Origin of the sequence: Paraburkholderia sp. RL18-085-BIA-A (assembly GCF_046027075.1) — a bacterium.
Classification (GTDB): domain Bacteria; phylum Pseudomonadota; class Gammaproteobacteria; order Burkholderiales; family Burkholderiaceae; genus Paraburkholderia.
In genome coordinates, this window is sequence record NZ_JARESU010000077.1 from 1 (window position 1) to 19682 (window position 19682).

Annotated in this window: 20 protein-coding genes and 2 pseudogenes; 9 read left to right on the top strand and 13 right to left on the bottom strand. The window is 58.3% G+C overall.

Annotated features, from left to right (window positions below; genetic code table 11):
* From P0D89_RS54685 to P0D89_RS34470, 3 genes and pseudogenes are all read right to left on the bottom strand, one after another.
* A pseudogene (locus P0D89_RS54685) lies at positions 1 to 262 on the bottom strand (hypothetical protein); the annotation flags it as partial.
* Between the two features lie 40 nt (positions 263 to 302).
* Positions 303 to 701, bottom strand: coding sequence for a hypothetical protein (locus P0D89_RS34465; protein ID WP_408377846.1), 399 nt, complete (start codon positions 699 to 701; stop codon positions 303 to 305).
* A 463-nt stretch (positions 702 to 1164) separates the two neighbouring features.
* Positions 1165 to 4455, bottom strand: coding sequence for a PAS domain S-box protein (locus tag P0D89_RS34470; RefSeq protein ID WP_408377848.1), 3291 nt, complete (start codon positions 4453 to 4455; stop codon positions 1165 to 1167).
* 195 nt (positions 4456 to 4650) lie between these two features.
* On the opposite strand from P0D89_RS34470, the gene P0D89_RS34475 reads away from it, so the two are divergent.
* Entirely contained in the window at positions 4651 to 5088 is a 438-nt protein-coding gene (locus tag P0D89_RS34475) for a response regulator (RefSeq protein ID WP_408361750.1), read from the top strand.
* Positions 5089 to 5189: 101 nt separating this feature from the next.
* Here P0D89_RS34475 and P0D89_RS34480 read toward each other — a convergent pair whose 3' ends face one another.
* Together P0D89_RS34480 and P0D89_RS34485 are read right to left on the bottom strand one after the other, a co-directional pair.
* Positions 5190 to 5477: a response regulator gene (locus P0D89_RS34480; protein ID WP_408361749.1), complete on the bottom strand. Its 288-nt coding sequence runs from the start codon at positions 5475 to 5477 to the stop codon at positions 5190 to 5192.
* 719 nt (positions 5478 to 6196) lie between these two features.
* Positions 6197 to 6691 (bottom strand): YciE/YciF ferroxidase family protein, encoded by a 495-nt coding sequence (locus P0D89_RS34485; RefSeq protein WP_408361748.1) that lies wholly within the window; start codon positions 6689 to 6691, stop codon positions 6197 to 6199.
* A 406-nt stretch (positions 6692 to 7097) separates the two neighbouring features.
* Between P0D89_RS34485 and P0D89_RS34490 the strand changes: the two genes are divergently transcribed.
* The 4 genes from P0D89_RS34490 to P0D89_RS34505 all read left to right on the top strand — a co-directional run bounded on the left by P0D89_RS34490 (position 7098) and on the right by P0D89_RS34505 (position 10091).
* Entirely contained in the window at positions 7098 to 7973 is an 876-nt protein-coding gene (locus P0D89_RS34490) for a manganese catalase family protein (protein ID WP_408361747.1), read from the top strand.
* A 267-nt stretch (positions 7974 to 8240) separates the two neighbouring features.
* Entirely contained in the window at positions 8241 to 8642 is a 402-nt protein-coding gene (gene phaP / locus P0D89_RS34495; protein ID WP_408361746.1) for a TIGR01841 family phasin, read from the top strand.
* Between the two features lie 286 nt (positions 8643 to 8928).
* Positions 8929 to 9750 (top strand): alpha/beta hydrolase family protein, encoded by an 822-nt coding sequence (locus P0D89_RS34500; protein WP_408361745.1) that lies wholly within the window; start codon positions 8929 to 8931, stop codon positions 9748 to 9750.
* On the top strand, positions 9747 to 10091 hold the full coding sequence (locus P0D89_RS34505) for a hypothetical protein (protein WP_408361744.1): 345 nt from the start codon (positions 9747 to 9749) through the stop codon (positions 10089 to 10091). Before P0D89_RS34500 ends, P0D89_RS34505 begins: the two co-directional genes overlap by 4 nt.
* A gap of 138 nt (positions 10092 to 10229) precedes the next feature.
* Here the strand turns inward: P0D89_RS34505 and P0D89_RS34510 are convergent, their stop codons facing one another.
* The 3 genes from P0D89_RS34510 to P0D89_RS34520 all read right to left on the bottom strand — a co-directional run bounded on the left by P0D89_RS34510 (position 10230) and on the right by P0D89_RS34520 (position 11912).
* The gene (locus tag P0D89_RS34510; RefSeq protein WP_408361743.1) at positions 10230 to 11150 is read right to left on the bottom strand and encodes a YihY/virulence factor BrkB family protein; all 921 of its coding nucleotides are present in this window, start codon (positions 11148 to 11150) and stop codon (positions 10230 to 10232) included.
* 104 nt (positions 11151 to 11254) lie between these two features.
* The gene (locus P0D89_RS34515) at positions 11255 to 11587 is read right to left on the bottom strand and encodes an ElaB/YgaM/YqjD family protein (protein ID WP_408361741.1); all 333 of its coding nucleotides are present in this window, start codon (positions 11585 to 11587) and stop codon (positions 11255 to 11257) included.
* Between the two features lie 151 nt (positions 11588 to 11738).
* Positions 11739 to 11912, bottom strand: a complete 174-nt coding sequence (locus tag P0D89_RS34520; RefSeq protein ID WP_408361740.1) for a hypothetical protein — start codon at positions 11910 to 11912, stop codon at positions 11739 to 11741.
* A gap of 225 nt (positions 11913 to 12137) precedes the next feature.
* Between P0D89_RS34520 and P0D89_RS34525 the strand changes: the two genes are divergently transcribed.
* The gene (locus tag P0D89_RS34525; protein WP_408361739.1) at positions 12138 to 12602 is read left to right on the top strand and encodes a PRC-barrel domain-containing protein; all 465 of its coding nucleotides are present in this window, start codon (positions 12138 to 12140) and stop codon (positions 12600 to 12602) included.
* A 511-nt stretch (positions 12603 to 13113) separates the two neighbouring features.
* Here the strand turns inward: P0D89_RS34525 and P0D89_RS34530 are convergent.
* Positions 13114 to 13635: a hypothetical protein gene (locus P0D89_RS34530; RefSeq protein WP_408361738.1), complete on the bottom strand. Its 522-nt coding sequence runs from the start codon at positions 13633 to 13635 to the stop codon at positions 13114 to 13116.
* A gap of 340 nt (positions 13636 to 13975) precedes the next feature.
* Positions 13976 to 15286, bottom strand: coding sequence for a tryptophan leader peptide (locus tag P0D89_RS34535; protein WP_408361737.1), 1311 nt, complete (start codon positions 15284 to 15286; stop codon positions 13976 to 13978).
* 598 nt (positions 15287 to 15884) lie between these two features.
* Here P0D89_RS34535 and P0D89_RS34540 point away from each other — a divergent pair.
* Positions 15885 to 16043 (top strand): hypothetical protein, encoded by a 159-nt coding sequence (locus tag P0D89_RS34540; RefSeq protein WP_408361736.1) that lies wholly within the window; start codon positions 15885 to 15887, stop codon positions 16041 to 16043.
* Between the two features lie 270 nt (positions 16044 to 16313).
* On the opposite strand, the gene P0D89_RS34545 is transcribed toward P0D89_RS34540, so the two are convergent.
* The 3 genes from P0D89_RS34545 to P0D89_RS34555 all read right to left on the bottom strand — a co-directional run bounded on the left by P0D89_RS34545 (position 16314) and on the right by P0D89_RS34555 (position 18129).
* The gene (locus tag P0D89_RS34545; RefSeq protein ID WP_408361735.1) at positions 16314 to 16598 is read right to left on the bottom strand and encodes a hypothetical protein; all 285 of its coding nucleotides are present in this window, start codon (positions 16596 to 16598) and stop codon (positions 16314 to 16316) included.
* Positions 16599 to 16823: 225 nt separating this feature from the next.
* A complete protein-coding gene (locus tag P0D89_RS34550) occupies positions 16824 to 17363 on the bottom strand; it encodes a fasciclin domain-containing protein (RefSeq protein ID WP_408361787.1) in 540 nt (179 codons plus the stop codon).
* Between the two features lie 565 nt (positions 17364 to 17928).
* Positions 17929 to 18129, bottom strand: a complete 201-nt coding sequence (locus P0D89_RS34555) for a hypothetical protein (protein ID WP_408361734.1) — start codon at positions 18127 to 18129, stop codon at positions 17929 to 17931.
* 347 nt (positions 18130 to 18476) lie between these two features.
* On the opposite strand from P0D89_RS34555, the gene P0D89_RS34560 reads away from it, so the two are divergent.
* Entirely contained in the window at positions 18477 to 18740 is a 264-nt protein-coding gene (locus P0D89_RS34560) for a hypothetical protein (protein WP_408361733.1), read from the top strand.
* A gap of 629 nt (positions 18741 to 19369) precedes the next feature.
* Positions 19370 to 19585, top strand: a pseudogene (locus P0D89_RS54815) (hypothetical protein); the annotation flags it as partial.
* Positions 19586 to 19682 lie beyond the last annotated feature (97 nt).

Here is a 19682-nt window from a genome sequence, read left to right on the forward strand (position 1 = left end):
AGTGCGGATGGGTGGGAAACGGCGACGGGGTCCGGTCGATGGTGATGGTGATGCCCCCGCTGCCATCAGCGCCTCGGCTGCCTTCGCTTCGACACCAGCACGCTCAGCCAGGTGGACAGTGAATGAAGCCTTCGTGAACGAATCCTTGATGGGTGGCAGCAACCGGCTTCGTCTTGACCGGGGCCGAAGCTTTCTTCACCAGGCGGCGCCTTCGCCTTTTCCTGGACCGGCGCACACCTTTCTTCGGCCGGCTTTGCTGCAGCTTTCGCGGTTAGGCAGCACGATTGTCGAACCTCGGCGGTTCAATGGCCATGCCCGCCTCCGTGCCCGCCATGACCGCCCCAGTGGCCATGTCCACCACCCCAGTAGCCGAAGCCGAACGACACCGACGGCCCCCACCAGCCGGGCCCGCCATACCACGGGTAGGAGGGATAGTACGCAGGGTAGTAGGCGGGCGCAACGTACATGGGCGCCGGAGAGACATACGCGGGTCCACTCGGCGATGCGGGCGGGATGTTCTGGGCGTCTGAGCCGTTCGACAAGCCGTAGCCTTGAGCAGGGACTTCGTGCTGGGTAGCGACAGCAGGAACGACGGGATAGTATCCGTATGGATAGTAGCCGGGGCCGACGTAGTAGCAGCCGGACAGCGCAAGCAGTGCAAGGGCGCTACCGGCGCGCGCCGTTGCCGGGAAGGGCTTCATGACATGCTCCAGTTTCGTCGCGACGCCGCGATGCGATGCGGCGCGCACTTATGAGCATACTTCAGCGCTGGAATAGAGGGAACGGAGCGTGTATGGCCGGATGCCGGTCTGACCCCAACCGCGATGCCTGAGGAGGAAGCAGAGTTCCAGGCGGCACTTGCCCGATACGAAAAGGCCGCCGCCGGAGCTTGTCCGGAGGGCCGTCTTGTTTCCACTAGAACTGTCCGTCGCCTCTTCCGGCCAATGGGGTCCTTGCCATTCCCTGCATCGGTCAAGGGCTCGCTGTCGCCCTCCGCCTGCACCCTTACGGGGACGGTGAATTGGGCAGCGAACAAATGAAACACACACCTGAGTGCCGCCCGTGCGAACGCGCGAGGCGAGTACGGTAAGGCAGTTGACACGATTTGAACTCGACGGCCGACGAGCAGCCGTCAGAAAGCGGTCCGGCACCCGCGTAAAGCGTTCACGAGCCTCTCTCTCCATCTTTTTCGAGCATCTGACGGATTTTGGCGCCAATGGCTTCAACGGAGAACGGTTTGGCAATCATCTGCATGCGCTCCCCCAGAAATCCGCTTGCTACAGTCGCTACTTCGGCATACCCCGTCATGAAGAGCACCGGCAACGCCGGTCTCTTTGCCCGAGCGGCATCGGCCATCTGGCGGCCATTCATGCCGGGCAGCCCAACATCAGTCACCAGTAAGTCGACTCGTGTCATAGAATCCAGCGCAGCAAGACCGGAACTACCGTCAACCGCTTGATGGACGTTGTAGCCGCTCTGGGTCAACATGTCCGCTAGCAATTGGCGCACAGTGGAGCCGTCTTCGACGACGAGTATGTGCTGCCCCGTGCCGGTTTCGAAATTGGGCTCAGCGCGGGCCGCGGCTATTTCGTTGGTTTCGATAGCGCCGGATTCGGGCAAGTACAGGGTAACGGTCGTCCCGGCACCAACTCGGCTAACGATTGTCACAAAGCCACCGGACTGCCCTGCGAAACCGTAGACCATCGACAGACCGAGCCCGGTGCCCTGGCCGATGGGCTTCGTCGTGAAGAATGGCTCAAAGGCCTGTTTGACGACGTCTGGCGGCATGCCTTCGCCAGTATCCGTGACCGTCACGGCGATATAGTGCCCCGGCTTCATGTCGCGACGCTTGTGGGCATCAAGGCTGTCGACCTGGACGCAAGACGTTTCGATGGTCAGCATGCCGCCGTCGGGCATCGCGTCCTTCGCGTTGATACAAAGGTTGAGCAGTGCGTTTTCCAACTGGTTGGCGTCACACGTGCTTCTGCACTCGACAAGCTCAAGTGCAAAATTGACTTCGATGTGCTCCCCTGTTGTTCGGCGGAGCAGGTCTTCAAGTGACCTGATGCGTTCGTTGACATCGATATTTTCGGGGGCGAGTGGCTGGCGTCGTGAGAAGGCGAGCAGGCGATGAGTCAACGCTGCCGCACGTTGCGCGGACGTCATTGCCATACCGATAAAACGGTCGAGACCGTCCAGCTGGTTCAGCGCCACGCGCCGCTTGATGAGCTCGAGCGGCACCGTTATTCCCTGAAGCAGGTTATTAAAGTCGTGCGCGATACCACCGGTCAACTGTCCGACAGCGTCCATCTTCTGAGCCTGCCTCAGCGTTTCCTCGACAGAGCGCAAGGCCTCCAGTGACTCACGCTCGGCCGTAATGTCACGTCCTGCAACATAGAATTCGGCGCCAGAAACAGACGAGGTCCAGGAAATCCATTTAGTTGCGCCGTCTTTCGTGCGATAGCGGTTCTCGAAGTGACCTGCGAGCGTGCCCGCCTCAATGAGACGCGCGCCGGCGATGGTGCTCCCCACTTCGTCGGAAGCTTCGAACCTCGTTACCTCTGCGCCAGCGACTTCCGCTGGGTGCCACCCGAGGACTTTGGTCCACGCCGGGTTTGCACTCAGCCATCTACCTGTCGCCAGATTACCGACCGCGAGCAAGTCACCTGATTGCGACCAGATGCGGTCACGTTCCTGCGTCCGCGCCGCGATTTGTACTTCTAGCGTCTCGTTAAGCAGGCGCAGCGCATCTTCAACGCGTCGACGCGCGCTGATATCAGTGAACGTGCAAATTGCGCCGCGATGAACGCCACTCGAGATAATCGGGACGACCCGATATTCAACCGGGATGCGTTTTCCGTCGAGGGAAAAGAAATATTCATCTTCAACATGCGCCGGAGTTCCAAATCTGGCGCATGTGAAGATGGGGCAGTCGGCCACGTCATAATGCGCGCCGTCGGGATGCGAATGGTGAATGACGACGTGAAGCTTCTTTCCGATGGCTTCAGTCTCCGAGCCGAATCCCAGCATGCGTACAAAAGTGGCGTTACACATAGTCGTCACGCCATCGCAGTCGAGCGCATAGAAGCCTTCCATAGTCGAATCGAGCAGAAGTTTCAGGTACGCCTGGCTCTCGAGAAGCGCCCGCTCTGCGCGATGACGCTCGGTTACATCAACCGCGACTCCGGGAAATCGCGTCTCAGACCCTTGTTTGTCGAAATATGCGCGGCCGCGCGCGAAAAGCCACCGTTGGCCTTCCGCGGTGGTAAGGCGATACTCTTCAGCAAAATCCTGACCGCTACGGATAGACGCGACGAATGACGCCTCGACCCTGTTGCGGTCGTCTTCGTGTATCGGCTCGAAGTATCTTGAGAGCGATATTCCTTGGGTCGCTTCGCCAGCGGACAATCCGTGCATCTCCGCCAGCTTTTCATCAGTGATGACTTTGTCGGTGGCCGACTTCCACTCCCAGGTGCCAACGTTGCCTGCTGCCTCGAATGCAAAGCGGAGCCGGTCTTCACTGTCTCTAAGGCGCCTTTCGTTCGCGCGGCTAACCGTCACATCGCGGAATATCTTGATGAATCCCGCCGGGATAGTCCCGTCTCCGAGCAGCGGCATCATCTCTCCGCTAGCAAGGAAACGCGTGCCGTCCTTGCGGACATGCCACCGCTCATCGGACCCACGTCCTTGCTCCATGGCCTTGCGCATTTCTGTATCCGGCGCACCTTGCTGAACGTCCTCTGGCGTATAGATGACCGCGAGATTTTGTCCGGTAGCCTCGGCCTTGTTATAGCCAAGAATCAGCTGGGCGCCGTGGTTCCAGCTGGTGACGCGGCCGCGAAGGTCAGTTCCAATGATGGCGTAATCCACAGCGCTATCGAGGATTGTCCTTTGATGAGCTTCGAGCCGCCGCGACTTTTCAGTCGCGCGGCGCAACTCGCCGGCGCTAGCCATTGCATCCGCGGCGGCTTTCCTCAGTTCAATCTGGGCCATGACCTGCCTCGCCATGGTCGCAAGTGTGTGTCGTTGCAATGGGCTGAGGTCACGAACGACGTAATCGAGCACACACAAGGTACCGATAGGCAACCCAGACCGGGTGCGCAGCACCGCGCCCGCATAAAAGCGTAATTTCGGCTCACCCGCCACGAGCGGGTTTGCGCAGAACCTGTCGTCCTGGGTGAGGTCGGGGACGACCAACAAATCCGGTTGCAGCAAAGCGCTGGCGCAGATGGAAACGTCAAGCGGCATTTCGCGCACGCCCAGCCCAATCTCCGCTTTGAACCACTGACGCTGGTCCTCAATCAGATTGATAGCGCAAATGGGGACTTCGCAAATCGATGCTGTGAGCGCCACTACGTCGTCGAAGTCGGCTTCGGTTGGCGTATCCAGAATTCCGAGGTTCCGGAGCGCTTCCAGGCGCGCGGCCTCGTTCCAGGGAAGTTGACTGTTCTTCATGCCGTGCGCAGTAAAAATTGCCGCTGATAGAAAGGTACCGACCTCACGGCCGGTCTAAGCTCAAGCTTAGTGCGGTTGCAACTTGCCGTCGATGGCGTCGAATTCCGGAGGGTCTGGGCTTGCCATCGAGCGGAACAATCTTCGGCTCACGGTATGGTTGTTGCGCCGGATTACTAACCGTTCCGGACGTTTCTGATGCCAACCATTCTCCTAGTGGACAACGAACCAGACATTCTGGCCGCTTTAAGCGTGGCTCTGGAGTGGCGGGGATATAGGGTATTTTTGTCGCAAGACGGCAAGACGGCGCTGGAAAAGGCTGGAAGGACGATGCCGGACCTTATAGTCACAGATTGCAGCATGCCAGTGATGGACGGCATTGAGCTGTGCCGTCATCTCAAGTTATACCCGGCCCTTACGGCAATACCGGTAATTATGGTCTCGGCGCAGACGCAACCTCACTGGATACCAGCCCTCTGGAACGCATTCTTTCTCAAGCCTATAGACCTTGACGCGTTTGAGTCCACTGTGGGGCTATTGATTTTATCGCGGCCTTCGCGTGAAACGCTTCGCCCAGTGTGTTCCGACCGGGCGAAGTCGCGCTGGCACCCCGTATCTTCCGCATTGATATCTTGAGGCTGCTCAGGGTAGTCTCGAGTAGCCGGGCACCCGTGCTCGACCGAATAATCCTCAACGTTCAGGTGGGCAACGCCCCGTCTCGCAGAACTTCGAGCAATCTAGCCGCAGAGAACGGTTTCGGTAAAAATGCGCGGAACGGAAAGTGCGGGCGGTGAAGCAACAGCGGACATCATTACAACGGGAACATCGGCGAGTACGGGCACTCCTTTTAGGGCGCGGACCAAATTCACACCGTCCATCCTGGGCATCATGACGTCCGAGACAACAAAGTCCAGTCGCTCCTGTGCGACGGTGTACATGGCATCCGGGCCGTCGGCTGCAGTCTTAACTCTATAGCCCTTTGTCCCTGACCAGCATCTCAAGCGCACAAAGCAGATTTGTATCATCCTCTACCAGCAAGTCTGGCGTCATATTCGAGCTACCACTTTTTCTCTCGGTTCGAAACTGTTCCGTTGACCTGCGGTCCCACCGCTGCGCATTTGCCCCCGGCACGGTATGCGAATTGCGGTCACAAACATGCGGATTAACGCCGTCCGGTGTTGACCGTTTCGTGCTTGAGGAGACTGCCATGCGAGTTGCGACGAAAGGAGTGTTGATTTCGGTACTTTTAATTGGAATATCGGGTGGCGTCTTCGCCCAAGGGACAGGCGGCGGTGCCGCTGTGGGACAGGGAGGCACAGGAATGAGCAAGCCAAACGCTGGCGGGTCGACCGACACGGTCTCTGGCGCGTCAGGGTCTAATACCGTGGCACCCGCAACGACGAGTTCGCAAAAGAAGATGCATAAGAAGTCCGGAGCCGCCACGCCGGCGTCAGCTACCAACCCAGCTTCAGGCGGAAGCTGAACGATAGAAGATGACCCTGGGCGGCCAAGAGTGTGAAGTCATCGGACGCACTCGGGAGGTGGTGTATCCCACGAAACCTTGACCGCCGTGCCCGACCACTGTCCGAGAGTCCACAGGCGCGGAAGCCCACGCCTGTGGAAACAATTGAGAATACCGAGGCAGTGTCACATCCGCTTAAGCTGAAAGGCGTGTTCGTCTCACGACCGCGTCGCTGCTAGAGGCTATTGCAATCCGCCTTCGTTTGAACGAACACAGCAAGGGCTACTGCGCCATCGCCTCTTCTACGATGGTTCCTTGTGCCAACACCGTCAGCTTTTCATCGGCGGCCTTCTCTTCCTTCAGCGTATCGAGCAACAGCTTCTGGGCAGCAGATTCGCCTAGCTTTTCAGCCAGTGCCGCGAGCGTTCCGTAGGTCGCGATTTCATAATGCTCGACCTTTTGAGCTGCTCCGATAAGCGCGAGGTCGAGGACGGGCCCTTTCTCGATTTCATCAATCTGCTCTCCGCCTTCCTCGACCAGCCCTTCCATCGCGGCGCACTTGATTCGCTTCAGTTTGATACCGCAGGATTCGACTACCTGGTCAATTCTCGCAACCTGTCCGTGCGTTTCTTCCAGATGCTTTTCGAATAGAGCCTTCAATTCTGGACTCGTAGATGCACGCGCCAGTTTCGGGAGCGCTTTGGTCAACTGCTTTTCCGCGCTGTAGACGTCGGACAGCGAGTGGATGAACAGGTCTTTCACAGTCTTTGCGGTCATGATTTGCTCTCACAAGAGGGAGAAAAGGGGAGAAGAGAATGCAGGGGTGCGACAGACAACGTCCCTACAGACACCTGCAGTTGAAACGGTCGAGGCTGCGACATTCGTCCCGCGCAGACAACTACGTCGACGCTATCACCGCGCAACGCCTATTCCCGAATGCTGGACCACCCGAAAAAATATTCGAGGCCTAAGCGTCGTACCGGGAACGCGTCATGCGAAAGAAGGAGGCGGTCTCCCTGCCCATGTGCGGTGCTTTTGCCGCTCCTCGCCAGAACTCATCCTTCTGAGACCTCAGTTGTGAAAGCGGTGCGCGACAGCGTCGCCGCTCTCAGGACTTCCGAATCCCCTTGCCTGGCGCTATCGACGGTGTTCCGTCCTTGCCGGGCTCTGAAAGGAGAACATCATGTTTGTCCATAACAAACGCCTCCAATACACGGTGCGTGTTGCTGCGCCTAATCCCGGGCTCGCAAATCTGCTGCTCGAGCAATTTGGAGGACCACAAGGTGAACTCGGTGCGGCATGCCGATATTTCACTCAGGCTGTGGGCGAAGACGACCCCGGTCGGAAGGACCTCCTGTTCGACATTGCAACGGAAGAACTCAGCCATCTGGAAATCGTGGGCTCTATTGTCGCCATGCTGAACAAGGGCGCAAAGGGGCAACTAGCTGAAGCCGTTGAAAGTGAAGCTGAGCTATATCGCGGCATGACCGGTGGCGGCAACGACTCTCATATCACAGCGCTGCTGTACGGAGGCGGTCCGGCACTCACCAATTCCGCCGGTGTTCCATGGTCGGCGGCCTATGTCGACACCATCGGTGAACCTACCGCAGACCTTCGTTCCAACATCGCGGCGGAAGCGCGGGCCAAGATTGTGTACGAACGGCTGATTAACCTCACGGATGACCCGGGCATCAGGGAAACATTGGGCTTTCTGATGACGCGCGAAATTGCACACCAGAAGTCGTTCGAAAAAGCGCTTCACTCCATCCAGCCGAATTTCCCTCAAGGAAAACTTCCCGGCGTTCCTGAATTTACAAGCGTCTATTACAAAATGTCCGCAAGCGATGGGGCTCCACGAGGCCCGTGGAACGAGGGGCCCGAGTGGGAATTTGTCGATACACCGAAACCGGCAGTTGATGGTGGCGATGGCACGGCAACCGTCAACGTGTCCGCCGGTGACGCCGATGTTCTTCGCGCCATGGCCTCGCGTACGGCGTCGGACACTTCCTCGGACCCGACGACTGGCGCTGACCTCGGTGTGGGAGAGGCTGTGAAGTGACATAGTTGGCGACGCCGGAGGGGCTCCGAGTAGGAGCTCCATACTCCGGATTTACCTCTGATTCGTTGTACTGAGAATATTTTGACCGATGAATGCGGGCTTATTTGTCCGCAGGCACGATGACTGCAAGGGCACCATTGACTTCAAGAATAATGCGCCTACAATGAATTTTGTTGCAACGCAGCAATTGGCCTTTGGCCAGCGACCCGTGCTCCAGACTTCATTTCAGTTTTCGCGCACTCGTCGTCTTCCCTATCTGGAGCATTCATGAGCACACTTATCCCCCAACGTCTGGTAGATGCGCAAAACACCGGTATCCAGCAGCTATTTGCTTTCTCGAGCAGCGCGTTTGATGGCATCGAAAAATTGACCGAGCTGAATCTTCAGGTAGTCAAAGCGACACTCGCTGAAAACCAGGCGCTGATGGCCAAAGCATTGGCCGCGAAACCTGAGGAGCTGATTGCGCTGTCGACGAGCCTCGCGAAGCCCACCGCGGAAAAAATCGCGGCGTACAGCCGCCACGTCTACGAAATTATGTCAGGTGTTCAGATTGCGCTAACTGCAACCGCGCCGTCTCAATACCAGCAACATGTGCGTGACGCGCAGGGATTCGTCGAGAACCTCACGAAGAACGCTTCACTCGGTACGAACATTGTTGAGGCCGAATAGAAGTAGATGTGAGGACCGGTTTTGTCCTGTTGCACGTGGGCCGAGAGCCCGCATGGGACGCTGCATGATTTACGCAATGGCGCAGAGTGATGTTAATCAGCGCCCCGGTTCTATCCCGTACTTTTTTCGGCACTCTTGCCGAGTCTGCTCGCCCCTGACCATTGACGGGGCCTTGTTGGCCGCGTCCCTCGGGGGACTTTTTGTCCGCAGCGCTTACGCACGACTGTTCGTTATGGCAATTTTTGATGGTGCGCGGTGAACCATATATCAGTGCCCAGGAGATTCAATGGAAAGCCTTGAATTAACGCCGCCCCCAGCGATACTTCTCGCGCTGGAACCTCTTCATGCCTTCTCGGATTATTTTGCAGGTCTCGCGCCATTATCCGAGCCATTGCCGCGAGGAGACGGTCATCCTGTTCTCGTTTTTCCAGGTCTTGGTGTCAGCGGATGCGCGACCGAAGGCTTGCGAGAGAGGTTGCGAGAGCTGGACTACGAAGTCCACGACTGGGACCAGGGCGTCAACCAATGGCCCGAGGCCGATTTCGACAGGTTTCTCGACTTACTAAGCGAGCAGCTGAAACAGATATATAGCCGAAATAGTCGCCCCGTTTCGTTAATCGGCTGGAGCCTTGGCGGAGTGTACGCTCGCGAACTCGCGAAAAAGCATCCGGAGTTGGTACGGCAGGCCATCACCCTCGCGACTCCGTTTGCAGACCAGCCCAACTCGACCCATGCCGGTTGGCTTTTCACGCTCCTGAACGGCGGAGTGTCACCGATGGATGAGGTGTTGCTCCGGCGGCTGAGTATCGAGCCTGTGGTCCCTTGCACATCGGTATATTCGCCATCCGATGGCATCGTGGGGTGGGCAGGATGCGTCGGGACCGAGTCCGAGTATCATCAGAACATCGAAGTGGAGAACGTGAGTCACTGGGGTATGCTTCACAATCCGGACGTGCTACGTGTCGTGGCTCGCCTCCTCGCCGAGCATCAACACGGCACTTTGCGCACGTTGCTCGATACCTGCGTGACCAAGTTTTTAGATGCAAAGGCAAAGTCTCCTGGAGACGTTCCGCAGGTCGCGCAATATATCGATGGGGAAAGTACATGAGCAACAAGGTGAAGAGGGAAAGCGCCACAACCGCTCACATTGAAACTGCGTATCTGTTGGAGCTGTCCGTCGGAGCGTCGCATGTAGCCAGCACGCTTTACCCGGCGTCGCGGCAAGCATGTATCGTCGAGCTGACGGGGAATTTTCTGGCAAGGTATGGAAGCACCGACCTGAAAAGCTTTCTGCTGGCATTGGCAGAAAAACTAGATGCACGCGCAAACAGTGAGGGCGCCGCTGCGGTACGACATTACGCAATGTACGGTGCAACGCCTGAGGCCCTCGTCATCCCCGCATCCGCCGTTGCGAAGAAAGCAAGGATGCCGCATACGGCATCAAAGTAATCGTAGCCGGTATAAATCTGCCTCTATGTCCTCTGTCGCGGTTGGGAAGGCCGCGAGGCCAATCGACCGCATGCTAGTCAATGGCTTCGGCGGGAAATGAACCGGCGCTCCGCAAGCTCCTCGTGAGAACGGCGCCTGTCAGCGCCTTGTCACTATCGAAGATAGCGGAGCCGTGTCAGGTTTTTCACCCGTTACCTGTGACGCATCCCTGATGGATGCGGCAATCTCCGAACCGAATAAGAAAACGACGGCTGAGAAATATAGCCACATCATCAGTACGGCCAGAGAGCCTGCCGCACCGAATGAGTTTGCAGTGCCGGCATGGGCAAGATAAAACCCGAAGAGATGCCTCCCAGCCGTGAAGAGCACCGATGCTGTCACACCGCCGATAAGCGCATGACGAAAATGCACCTTTGCATCCGGCAGCCACTTGATAAGGGCAGCAAACCCAATCGCGAGTATTACCAGTCCGAAAACTGATTCACCAACAGCCGCGAGCACGACCAGGCTGGAATCACCAAAAACCGCGTGGCCGGCGTACTGTATGGCCGTGTCCAGCACAAGGGAAACGACCAGCAGGAAGCCCAGACCCATGACCATCCCGAAGGAAATCAGACGCGCGCGTAGCAGGAGCGCTAGTCCAGCGATACCTTTGGGCGACTCTGCGGCAAACACGACATCCAGAGCGGTATTGAGCGACGAAAACGTCGCCGAAGCACCGACGGCCACAAGGGCAACAGATAGCGTAGCGGCAACACCGCTTCCGTTCGCCCTATGCGCATGTCCGACGAGGGTTTGCATTGCGCTCGCAGCGTCGTTGCCAAGAACGCCTTTGACCTGGTCAAAGAGCCGCCCCTTGGCTGCGTCCGGACCGAAGAACCATCCGGCGACAGCAAGGACGATGAGGAGGGTCGGGGCAAGCGAAAATGCGGAAAAGAAGCCGATGCTCGCGCCCATCATTGAGCAGCGGTCTTCCGAGAATTTGCTGATGGCGGTCCGCGCGATGGGCATCAAGGTTAGCTTGCGCGGGACGGCTTGATTTTTTAGTTGACGCAACATACGGAACCTCACGCGCTAAGCCTGTACGGCAGACTGGAAAAGAGAGCTTGGCTAACTGGCCGCTCCTGCTCGACCAACCAGTCAACGGTTTCTGCACATCCTCTCTATCGCGCTATGAGCATTCCGATAACGATGCCGCCGAGCGCCGCAAAGGCGATGGACTTCCATGGACTCTCGTGCGCGAATTCGTCGGTAGATGCGGAGACGGTCCGGTATCCGCTGGATACGGCTGCTTGAGCGCTGGTGAGCGCAGTCTTCACCACGTCGAGCGCCGGTTTGGCAGTTTCGGCCGCCGTTCCAGACTCTGTACTCCCGGAGCGCGCTACCGGAGCTGAAGTACAAGCGACAGGCGGTTGCGCGAGCACGACTGGGCCGTCCGGCGGCCCAGCCTCCGTGAGCGCGGTCGGCGCGTTTTCGTTGCTTTCACTTGTGCCCATGACTGTCTCCATTCATTACTGTCAAAGCCTTCCGCGAACGCTGCCCACTGCGGCCTGTGGTCTAGGTCTCGCACGCGACTCGCGCGACATTTGCCCCAGGACCGCTGCGGCCGTTTCCGGGGTGTCGACACATGTTCTCGCCTGTATGCGATTACTGCGGATTAGGCTGGTCCTCGTCGGCTTCTTCGCCGTCCTCTGACTCAATTCGGGTTGTTCCCCCTGTCGCAGGTGGGTCACTGGCGGGGAAGGTGTCTTCAACCGCCTTGTCGACATCCTCCTCGGACTTGTCACTTGCGGGGTTCTCCTGTTTCGGGCTGGTGGCCATATGAGTCTCCAGTTGGGTGGAATGATTGATACAGCAAGGGACATTCCGCGAACCAGGGTGAGCACAATTTTCACGCGACAGTCTTCGTCTGAGGTCTGCTTGCTTGCCCGCCGCGATGTGAATTTGCCTTGAGCAGAACTGCCTTATGTGCGATGTCGGGTGATGCGCCGGCAGGCATACTCGTTGCGCTTAAGACGTTCTCCACCTAAAACTCCGGAGAACATCATGAGCACATCGGACCCGCAAGACCGCGCATCCAGCGGTGGCGCGCAGATTATTGGAAGGGGCGCGGGCGACGGGCCCGGTCCCGACGTGATGGCCGCGTCGACACTCAAGGGTACGTCGGTGGTTTCATCGGACGGTGGGGAGGTCGGCAAGATTTCGGACATCATGCTCGATGTACGCGCCGGCAAAATCGCATACGCAGTGCTCTCCGAGGGCGGATTTCTCGGAATGGGCACAAGTCTGCACGCTATCCCGTGGAACGCGCTGACGCTCGATACCGACGCGGAATGCTTTCACGTCAGCATCGCCGCACAGCGAATCAAAGACGACCCGGGTTTTGACAAGGACCATTGGCCCTCGATGGCGGATGCCTCGTGGGGACACACAGTTCATCAGTATTACAAGCGCGCCCCCTACTGGGCAGTTGCGAGAGATTTGGGCGACTCAAGCCGCGGGGATATCTGACGGTGTTTCGTGCACGGCCGCGTCTACACGCTAGCTTCGCGGCCGGTTCGTGTGACAGTGCGAGCAGAATGGTTTCCGCCGCCTTCCTGGTTCGCCATTGCATCGGTTCCGGGATACAGCCGACGGGGTACGCGGCCGGACGAGTCGGACTTGTTGCGGCTCATCGGGAACTTCATGCGGTTTCCAGCGCAGCTGGCGCTATGAACAGAGCTGGGAGCGCAACCGGCGATTACGCGTTCCCACGGCCCTAAGCAATGTTGTTCTGGTCCAGTGGTGCCGGGAATTTTCGGTATGGGAAGGCTCATGCTCGTCTCCGGATGTTTTGTATCAGCACAAGTTCCGGCAGCCATTGCGGCGCCGCTACCGGTGCGGCGGTGACAATGAACAGATTCTCCGGACTGGAAGCCTGGCCGGCGGGACTGCTTGTGTGCCGTTCACGCGGCAAAGGTCTTACGTGTCCGTGTGTCTGTCCGTGTGTCTCCGGTCCCTTCCCGTTTCGAGCAGCAGTGCATCAGGACGTCGAGCCTGGCTGGGGCCAAGGCCAACCCTTCTTCTCGTCGGGCGCATCCCACTCCACAGACGGCGCGGCCCCGCCCGACCCCTCGACCGGACTCGCCTCATCTGCGGCATCGTGCGAAGGTTCGTCCGAGACGCTCCTTTTCATCTCGGGAAGCCCGGTCCCAAACCATCCCACCTTCTTCTGCATATAGACGACATACTTCCTCCAGCCGTCAGGGTTGCCATCAAAAAGGTCGTGCTGAACGGTTGACGCAAGCGCATTGCGGTTTAGCCGGGGCTCTAGCAGTTCCTTTGGCCACAGGAAGTACGCGCTGGCGATGCGTTTGGTAAATTCGGTCACCGTCATTCTCGGTGCGACCATCCGGAGGAATTCGAAGGTCTGCAGCGATTCCTGGTCTGCCGCGAGTTGCGCGACCGGCATGTCTGGCTGCCCGGTTTTGTAAAGACAGCTCAAGGCTTCGAGCACGTCGCCGAGGTGAAGGAGCAGCTCCCGTCTATCAAACCGGTCATCCATTGCAGCATCTCCGTGATTGCGCCTTTGGGAATGATAGTAGCCGGTCTCACGCCAGCGGTCAGCGAGCGCGTTGCGCGTCGTTCGCGAACGCGAATGGTCGACCGGCCACGAAAAAGGAGATGGCCCAGTTGAGCGGGCCACCCTGTTCAAACGGTCCAACTATGGGCGCTTATGTTCCTCTTCGGCATACGGTATCCGACCGGCTCCCCGGCGGGACTCAGACAGTCACGCAAAATATCTTACTCGGAAGGCGTGGTTAAGAAAGAATCGGTGCCTCGTCGCGCTGCGAGCATTTCACTGACCCAAATGTGGATGTAGGTGTGAAAGTGGGTCGTATTCGTCAGGCCGGCACCTGCCGCGGTGTTGTGCCGTCCAGGATGCGGAGCTTGTCCGCCGTATCGGGAACGTTGTGTCCTGCGGCGCGAAGTTCGCCCACGAGCCGATGTGCCGATGCCCGGCAGTGAGCAAGCGTCTCATGCAGGCGTGGCTCTGCCTGCAGGCCGGTCACCGCCTTCTCCAACTCAGACGGAGATTCGCTCAGCAGAGCGGGAACAACTTCCTCCGGTGGTATCAGGGAGCCGTGACTCAACAGTTGAGCGGTCCAGTCGCATTCGTACAGAAGCGCGCGTCGTTCGGCCTTTCGCGCTTCGTCCTGCTCGAGCGTGACGAGGCTATGCCGGTTCTTCTGAATTTGAGAGCGCCACGCCGCCAGGATGTCGGCTCGCAGCGCCGCTATCGCATCACCAAGCGACGCGTTTTGCCCACCCGCTGCAAGGCGGCGTTCATCAAGTCGGTCTACGTGGTCCCGATAGCTTTCGAGGTACGGGTGCCAGTTCAACGGTAGCTCCGGCTTTTCGAAGAACGCGTGGCTTACCTCACTGAGTTCGTTGCGAATATCGTCAAGGGCCAGGTTGTCGGCAAGACGCGCTTTATGGACGTCGTGCGCTGTCACCATCTGACGGTGCAGGGGGAAGAGCGGATTGCCGTGGCGGCGTCGCAGGTGCCGCTCGGCTGCGCCAGGCCGGGCGCTCCACTTCCAGTTGGGCAGCGATTCCGCGTCGAAGTCGACAGCCTGAATCATTGGCCTGAAAACAGCCAGTGCCTGCTCAGTGGCGTGGCGAAAGCAGTCTGCCAGCTTATAGTCATTGCCTTGCAAGCTGGCATCCTGATTCTCTGCGTAAGGCGAGTCGAGTGTGAGCCTGAGGATGCCTGTGGCCAGAAAGAATTCCGTCGGCACTTCCACAGACAGCCTCTCCTGTCTGAAGGTACGCTGTTCGGCGGAAATCACCTCGACAGAATGCGCCAGCTGGTTTTCCAGGTCGAGGAGCGCATCAATGGTATCTCCCGACGAGGACTGCGCCGCATCGGCGAGCAGGCAGAAAGTTTCGCGTGCCATCCTTGCCGCGATAGCGCCGTGCTTTTCAGCAAATAGCCAGAACCAAAGGGCAAGCTGGTAGCCCTTGACACCATTTCGTGCGGTGGGTTCGACGTCGGGAGCGAACGCAATGCCGGGCGCGGTCCAGTTCGCGAACGGCGGTGCTCCGGCGCCCTGGTACATGCTGAGGAGTTGCCGTATCGATTCATGCGTATCGGTGGGCCAGTTGCGCGCCTCCTCGTGGCGCTTCTCGGTCTTCCAGAACCTCCAGTCCATTTTGAACCTCGCAAGAGAGCAAGCGTATCCGTGCTACGCGCTGCGAGCGATACTTGCACACTCTGCCGAGGGCGTAAACCGGAGCTGTTCTTCGTTGCTTGCAGTTGTCAGCAGTCGACAGGCCATGCCGTTCGACGGACCCCTTCCGCGTTGGGAGCGGCGCCCTACCGATTAAACGCAGCGATTAAGGCACGCAAGAAGGACGGAGCCAGACGACGCCTCTTCGGAAAGTCGGGCCAGAGCCCGGTTCGAATCATGTCCGATGGTTAGACATTGATACATCGAATTTCAGGCTCCGGAAGAAACGTGACGTCTATGTCCCACCAGAGCCCGCGTCATCATCGCGGCGGCGTTCAACGCAATCATCAACATTCTCGCGACCGAGTGTGGCCAACTCGCAGGAGGAATCCCTACCTTTTCGCGCCGAGGGTGGGCAGTTGTCCGCTGACGGGGAGGGAACGTCAAACATCGGTCGGAGTGCCCTCGATGGTGGTCCGCGCAGCGGCCATAGGTTACATTGCTTTCGACCCTTGATTCTCGCCAATGCGCCACCTATTGTGGAAAGTGCCATAACGGCACGAGACATAAGGAGTTCATCATGCCATCGCCCAGAAAGGCCTCGCCTGCTCACGGGGCTGAAGCCGAGATGTCGAGCAAGAAGAAGGTAGCCTCGCCGGTGAAGGCCGCCGGAAAGGCGCAGGGCGAGAAAAGCCCCCAAATGACCAAGCAGCGCCCCAAGAACAAGGCGAAAGCTTGAAATGGAAACGCCCCAGAAACGGGGCGTTTCCATTCGCTGGCGAAGCCCATCGGCTCGACGTGCAAACATAGACTGCACATGCCGCTACCAGCAGCACCAGGAAGCGTTGCTGGAGCAGCGTCACGGTCAATGGATGACGCCCTATCAGGGCGCATCCATCAATAAATGTCTCAATGGATTGGCTTCGCGTGCCTGACGGAGCGAGCGTTTTCAACATCTTGCCGGGCGCGCAGACCATGAAAAGTCTGGCGCCGGCAATCATGTAGGCCCTTACTGTCCGGTTTTTCTAGACATGTGGCTGTCGTCGGGCGTCATACTGGGCATATCCATATGAGCCGTGTTTGCGCTCTTGTTCATGTCACCGGGAACCCGGTGCCACGCGCTCGATACAGGTTCGCTGTGGTATGTCATCCCTGCAGTCGCGGCACCGTGCGCGCCGCCACCGCCACTTCCGCCGTTGCCATTGCCACCAGCCTGCGCAAACGTCGCGGCGCACGCGCAGAGTGACGCGACAGCGACATGCGCGAACAGAGTTTTCATCGTCAACTTTTCCATGGTATTTCTCCTGTGATGTCGGCTCGTGCGTTGGCAGCGCCGAAGTCTCATACCGCTAATGGCTGACTGGTTGCGCAGCGGCAAAGCGCAAGTAGCTACGCGCACCCGAGCAGGGGAGACGTTTGCTGCATCCAGGCACCAGGCATGTAGGTAAGTCGTGGCGTGGCACCAAAAAATGACAGCGCTGCGTTAAATTCGAACGACCGATGGTGCGCATCGGTCCCGCTACTTCGGCATCAGAACCTTGTCTACTACCATGATGACGCCGTTGCTCTGGGTGACGTCATAGGTAGAAATGTCGGCAGTGTGGCCGCCGGCGTCCATGACTACGATGTTGTGCGGACCGTTCTCGGTGAGCGTCAGTTCCTCTCCATTGACTGTCTTCAGTTTCGCCTTGCCGCCACCAGCCTTGATGGCCAGGTCGAGCTTGCGGAAGTCGTAGCGCCCCGGAATGACGTGGTACGTCAGGATGCTGGTCAGCATCGCCTTGTTTTCAGGCTTGACGAGCGTATCGACTGTGCCAGCCGGCAATGCCGCGAAGGCCTCATTGGTCGGCGCAAATACAGTGAACGGGCCAGGGCCCTTTAGCGTATCGACGAGACCGGCGGCTTTGACCGCAGCAACGAGCATGGTGTGGTCGGCCGAGTTGACCGCGTTGTCCACGATGTCCTTGCTCGGGTACATGGCCTGACCGCCGACCATGACGGTGTCGCTGGCAGCAAAGGCGCCTGATACCGCTGCCGACAGCGCGACAGCGACGAACATAGTGCTGTATTTCATGGTGTACTCCGCCAGAGTTGCCACGCGTAATTGCGTGGGTCTGACCGCATATACGGGGAATACTCGCGACTGGATTCGAAAACGGGAGGCTCGCGATGACGCAGCCTGATGTGTCCTAGCCTTAATGACCGACGAGTTGAGGGTTGGACGCTCCGACAATCGATATGCAACACATGCGCGTTGCAGCATGCCATTCTGTTAGATGGTTACCGCGCCGGGGTTCATGGTCTCCGCTTGGTAGCTTCGGGCCTTGATACTTTCAGGAGGTCGTGTCCTGGAACCGAGTATTTCGTCTCCCCTTCGGGGGGCGCGTTGCACCCGGAGCGCTCGCGCGAGCCGAGCCGCATCATTGACGGGACACCGTGATGCATTGCCACATTCAGTTGATGTACAGGATGGGCAATCAGCGAAGGAGATTGATTTGGACGTCCGAAAGTCAGCGTTACACGTCGAGAGTGCAACGAAGCATCCATTTGGTAGCCGGGTGCATGATGATTGCGGGCGAGGCGGCTATCTCACCCATGGCTATCTACCCACGCTCGTGCCCAGTCTAATGGAAAGCGCGGTCAACTTGGATATCGAGGAGGGGTGTTGCAGTCACCGCGACGGCTATGTCTTCTGAGTCGGGCAACAATCCGACAAATGCCGCGATACCCATCCCACAGACCGCAGCAAGACAAACAGCTGCCACGGCGACGATTGAAGTACGGCGCGGTGGTTTAATACTAACCTTACCCAGAAAGACGCTCATGTTAGATACCTCCTTGTTCGCGCAGCTTTCAACCGCAACAAGCGTGCCGACGGAGATAGTGGGTTCAGGGCTGCCTTCCAGGGTAAGCGCCTATAAGCGCCTGCGCTGTTGATGCACGATGCGAGATGGTGAAGCCATGGCTACATGTTGGGGGAGCACAAACACTTTGTGCTCGTGTCTGCGGCTAAAGCCCCACTACTTACAGTCAGCGAAGTTTGGAGGTAGCGCTAGTCGAGGAAAACCGGGGCTTTCACATGTCTGCGGTCAGATAGGTGCGGAAATGACGCAGCCTTGCGTGTAGCGACCGGAGGCTGACGAGAGTGCGCCCGGTCCGGCCGATGAGTCGGTTGAGCGAGAAGACGACTGCAATTCAGAGATTGCATCGATTCTTAATGCGCGGTTTCGATTACGCTCCAGATACGCTCATCGGAGCTGCCAATGAATCGTCGAGAGATAACGGCTCGGCATTTATCGCAGCGATAGTGCTCAAGTGCGAGCGTACCGTTGCACTCGGCAACACCAATCAAGGTAAGGCCTTCTTGCCGAAAGACATCAACGGGCCGGCCATCGATGTCGGAGCATCCATCGCAAACTTCCATGGCGCCTCCTGAATCACGTAACGTGCCCACAGAGCGTTCGCTTGCTTCGCTCAAAAGAAGCCCCCGCGCCGCGGGCCACGACTGATGCATCCACAGAGGAGACAACGCGGGCAAAAATCAGTATCCGACTCAGCGGAACGCACACGCAAGTCGGAAAAAATAAACAAAGAGGGTACGAGCCAGCCCCCACGAGGTCACGTAGACGCGAAACGTTCAGGAGGCACTCTCGACCGTTCTCCAGAGTCTGCCGAATTTGTCATCTACGTGTGGCCCCCGAAGCCGCTTACAACGGCTGCTAATAGGCGTACCCCGCCCTGAGGGGAAGGCAATACCCGGTTCCTTAGCAAGAGCGCTTGTGCCGTCTAGCGACCATTCATACCGAGCGGTCCATCAGCGCGAGTTAGACGCATTCAAAATGTTCCGTGGAGACGCTGACCGCCGCGTAGGTGCGTCACGTGTTCTCAAAAAAGCACAATCGGCCCAGTACCACGCCGACAAGCTCTCGGCGCCCGGCAAGGAACTGTGCGAGTTCGTGGAGGCCAGCATCTGGCTTCGTGTTCCCAGGCGCTCGGAGTAGTATGGTCATGTCCACCTAACCACCAGGAGGGGAGACCACGACTACCTATCAGAAATGTGGTGGCCAAGGAAAAATCAAGTGCGAAAAATGTGGCGGGACGGGAAGGGTGCAGATAACCGAAATCGAGACTGTTTCAGACATGTCTCGCACGTCCAACACCATCACGTGCCCAAAATGCGACGGAGAGCGGTGGCAGCTCTGCACACGATGTTACGGTTCCGGAGAAGTCCATGATAACGAGACCTCCGGTACTTTCGACCCCGAAGGCAGAGATACTTGACTTCCTCCGGAGAATGCCCGGAAGACTCAATTGGCAGTTGCAAGTGCGATAGAATTGTTGATGTATGGGCGTGCTGCATACCCCTGCTATCTAGTAA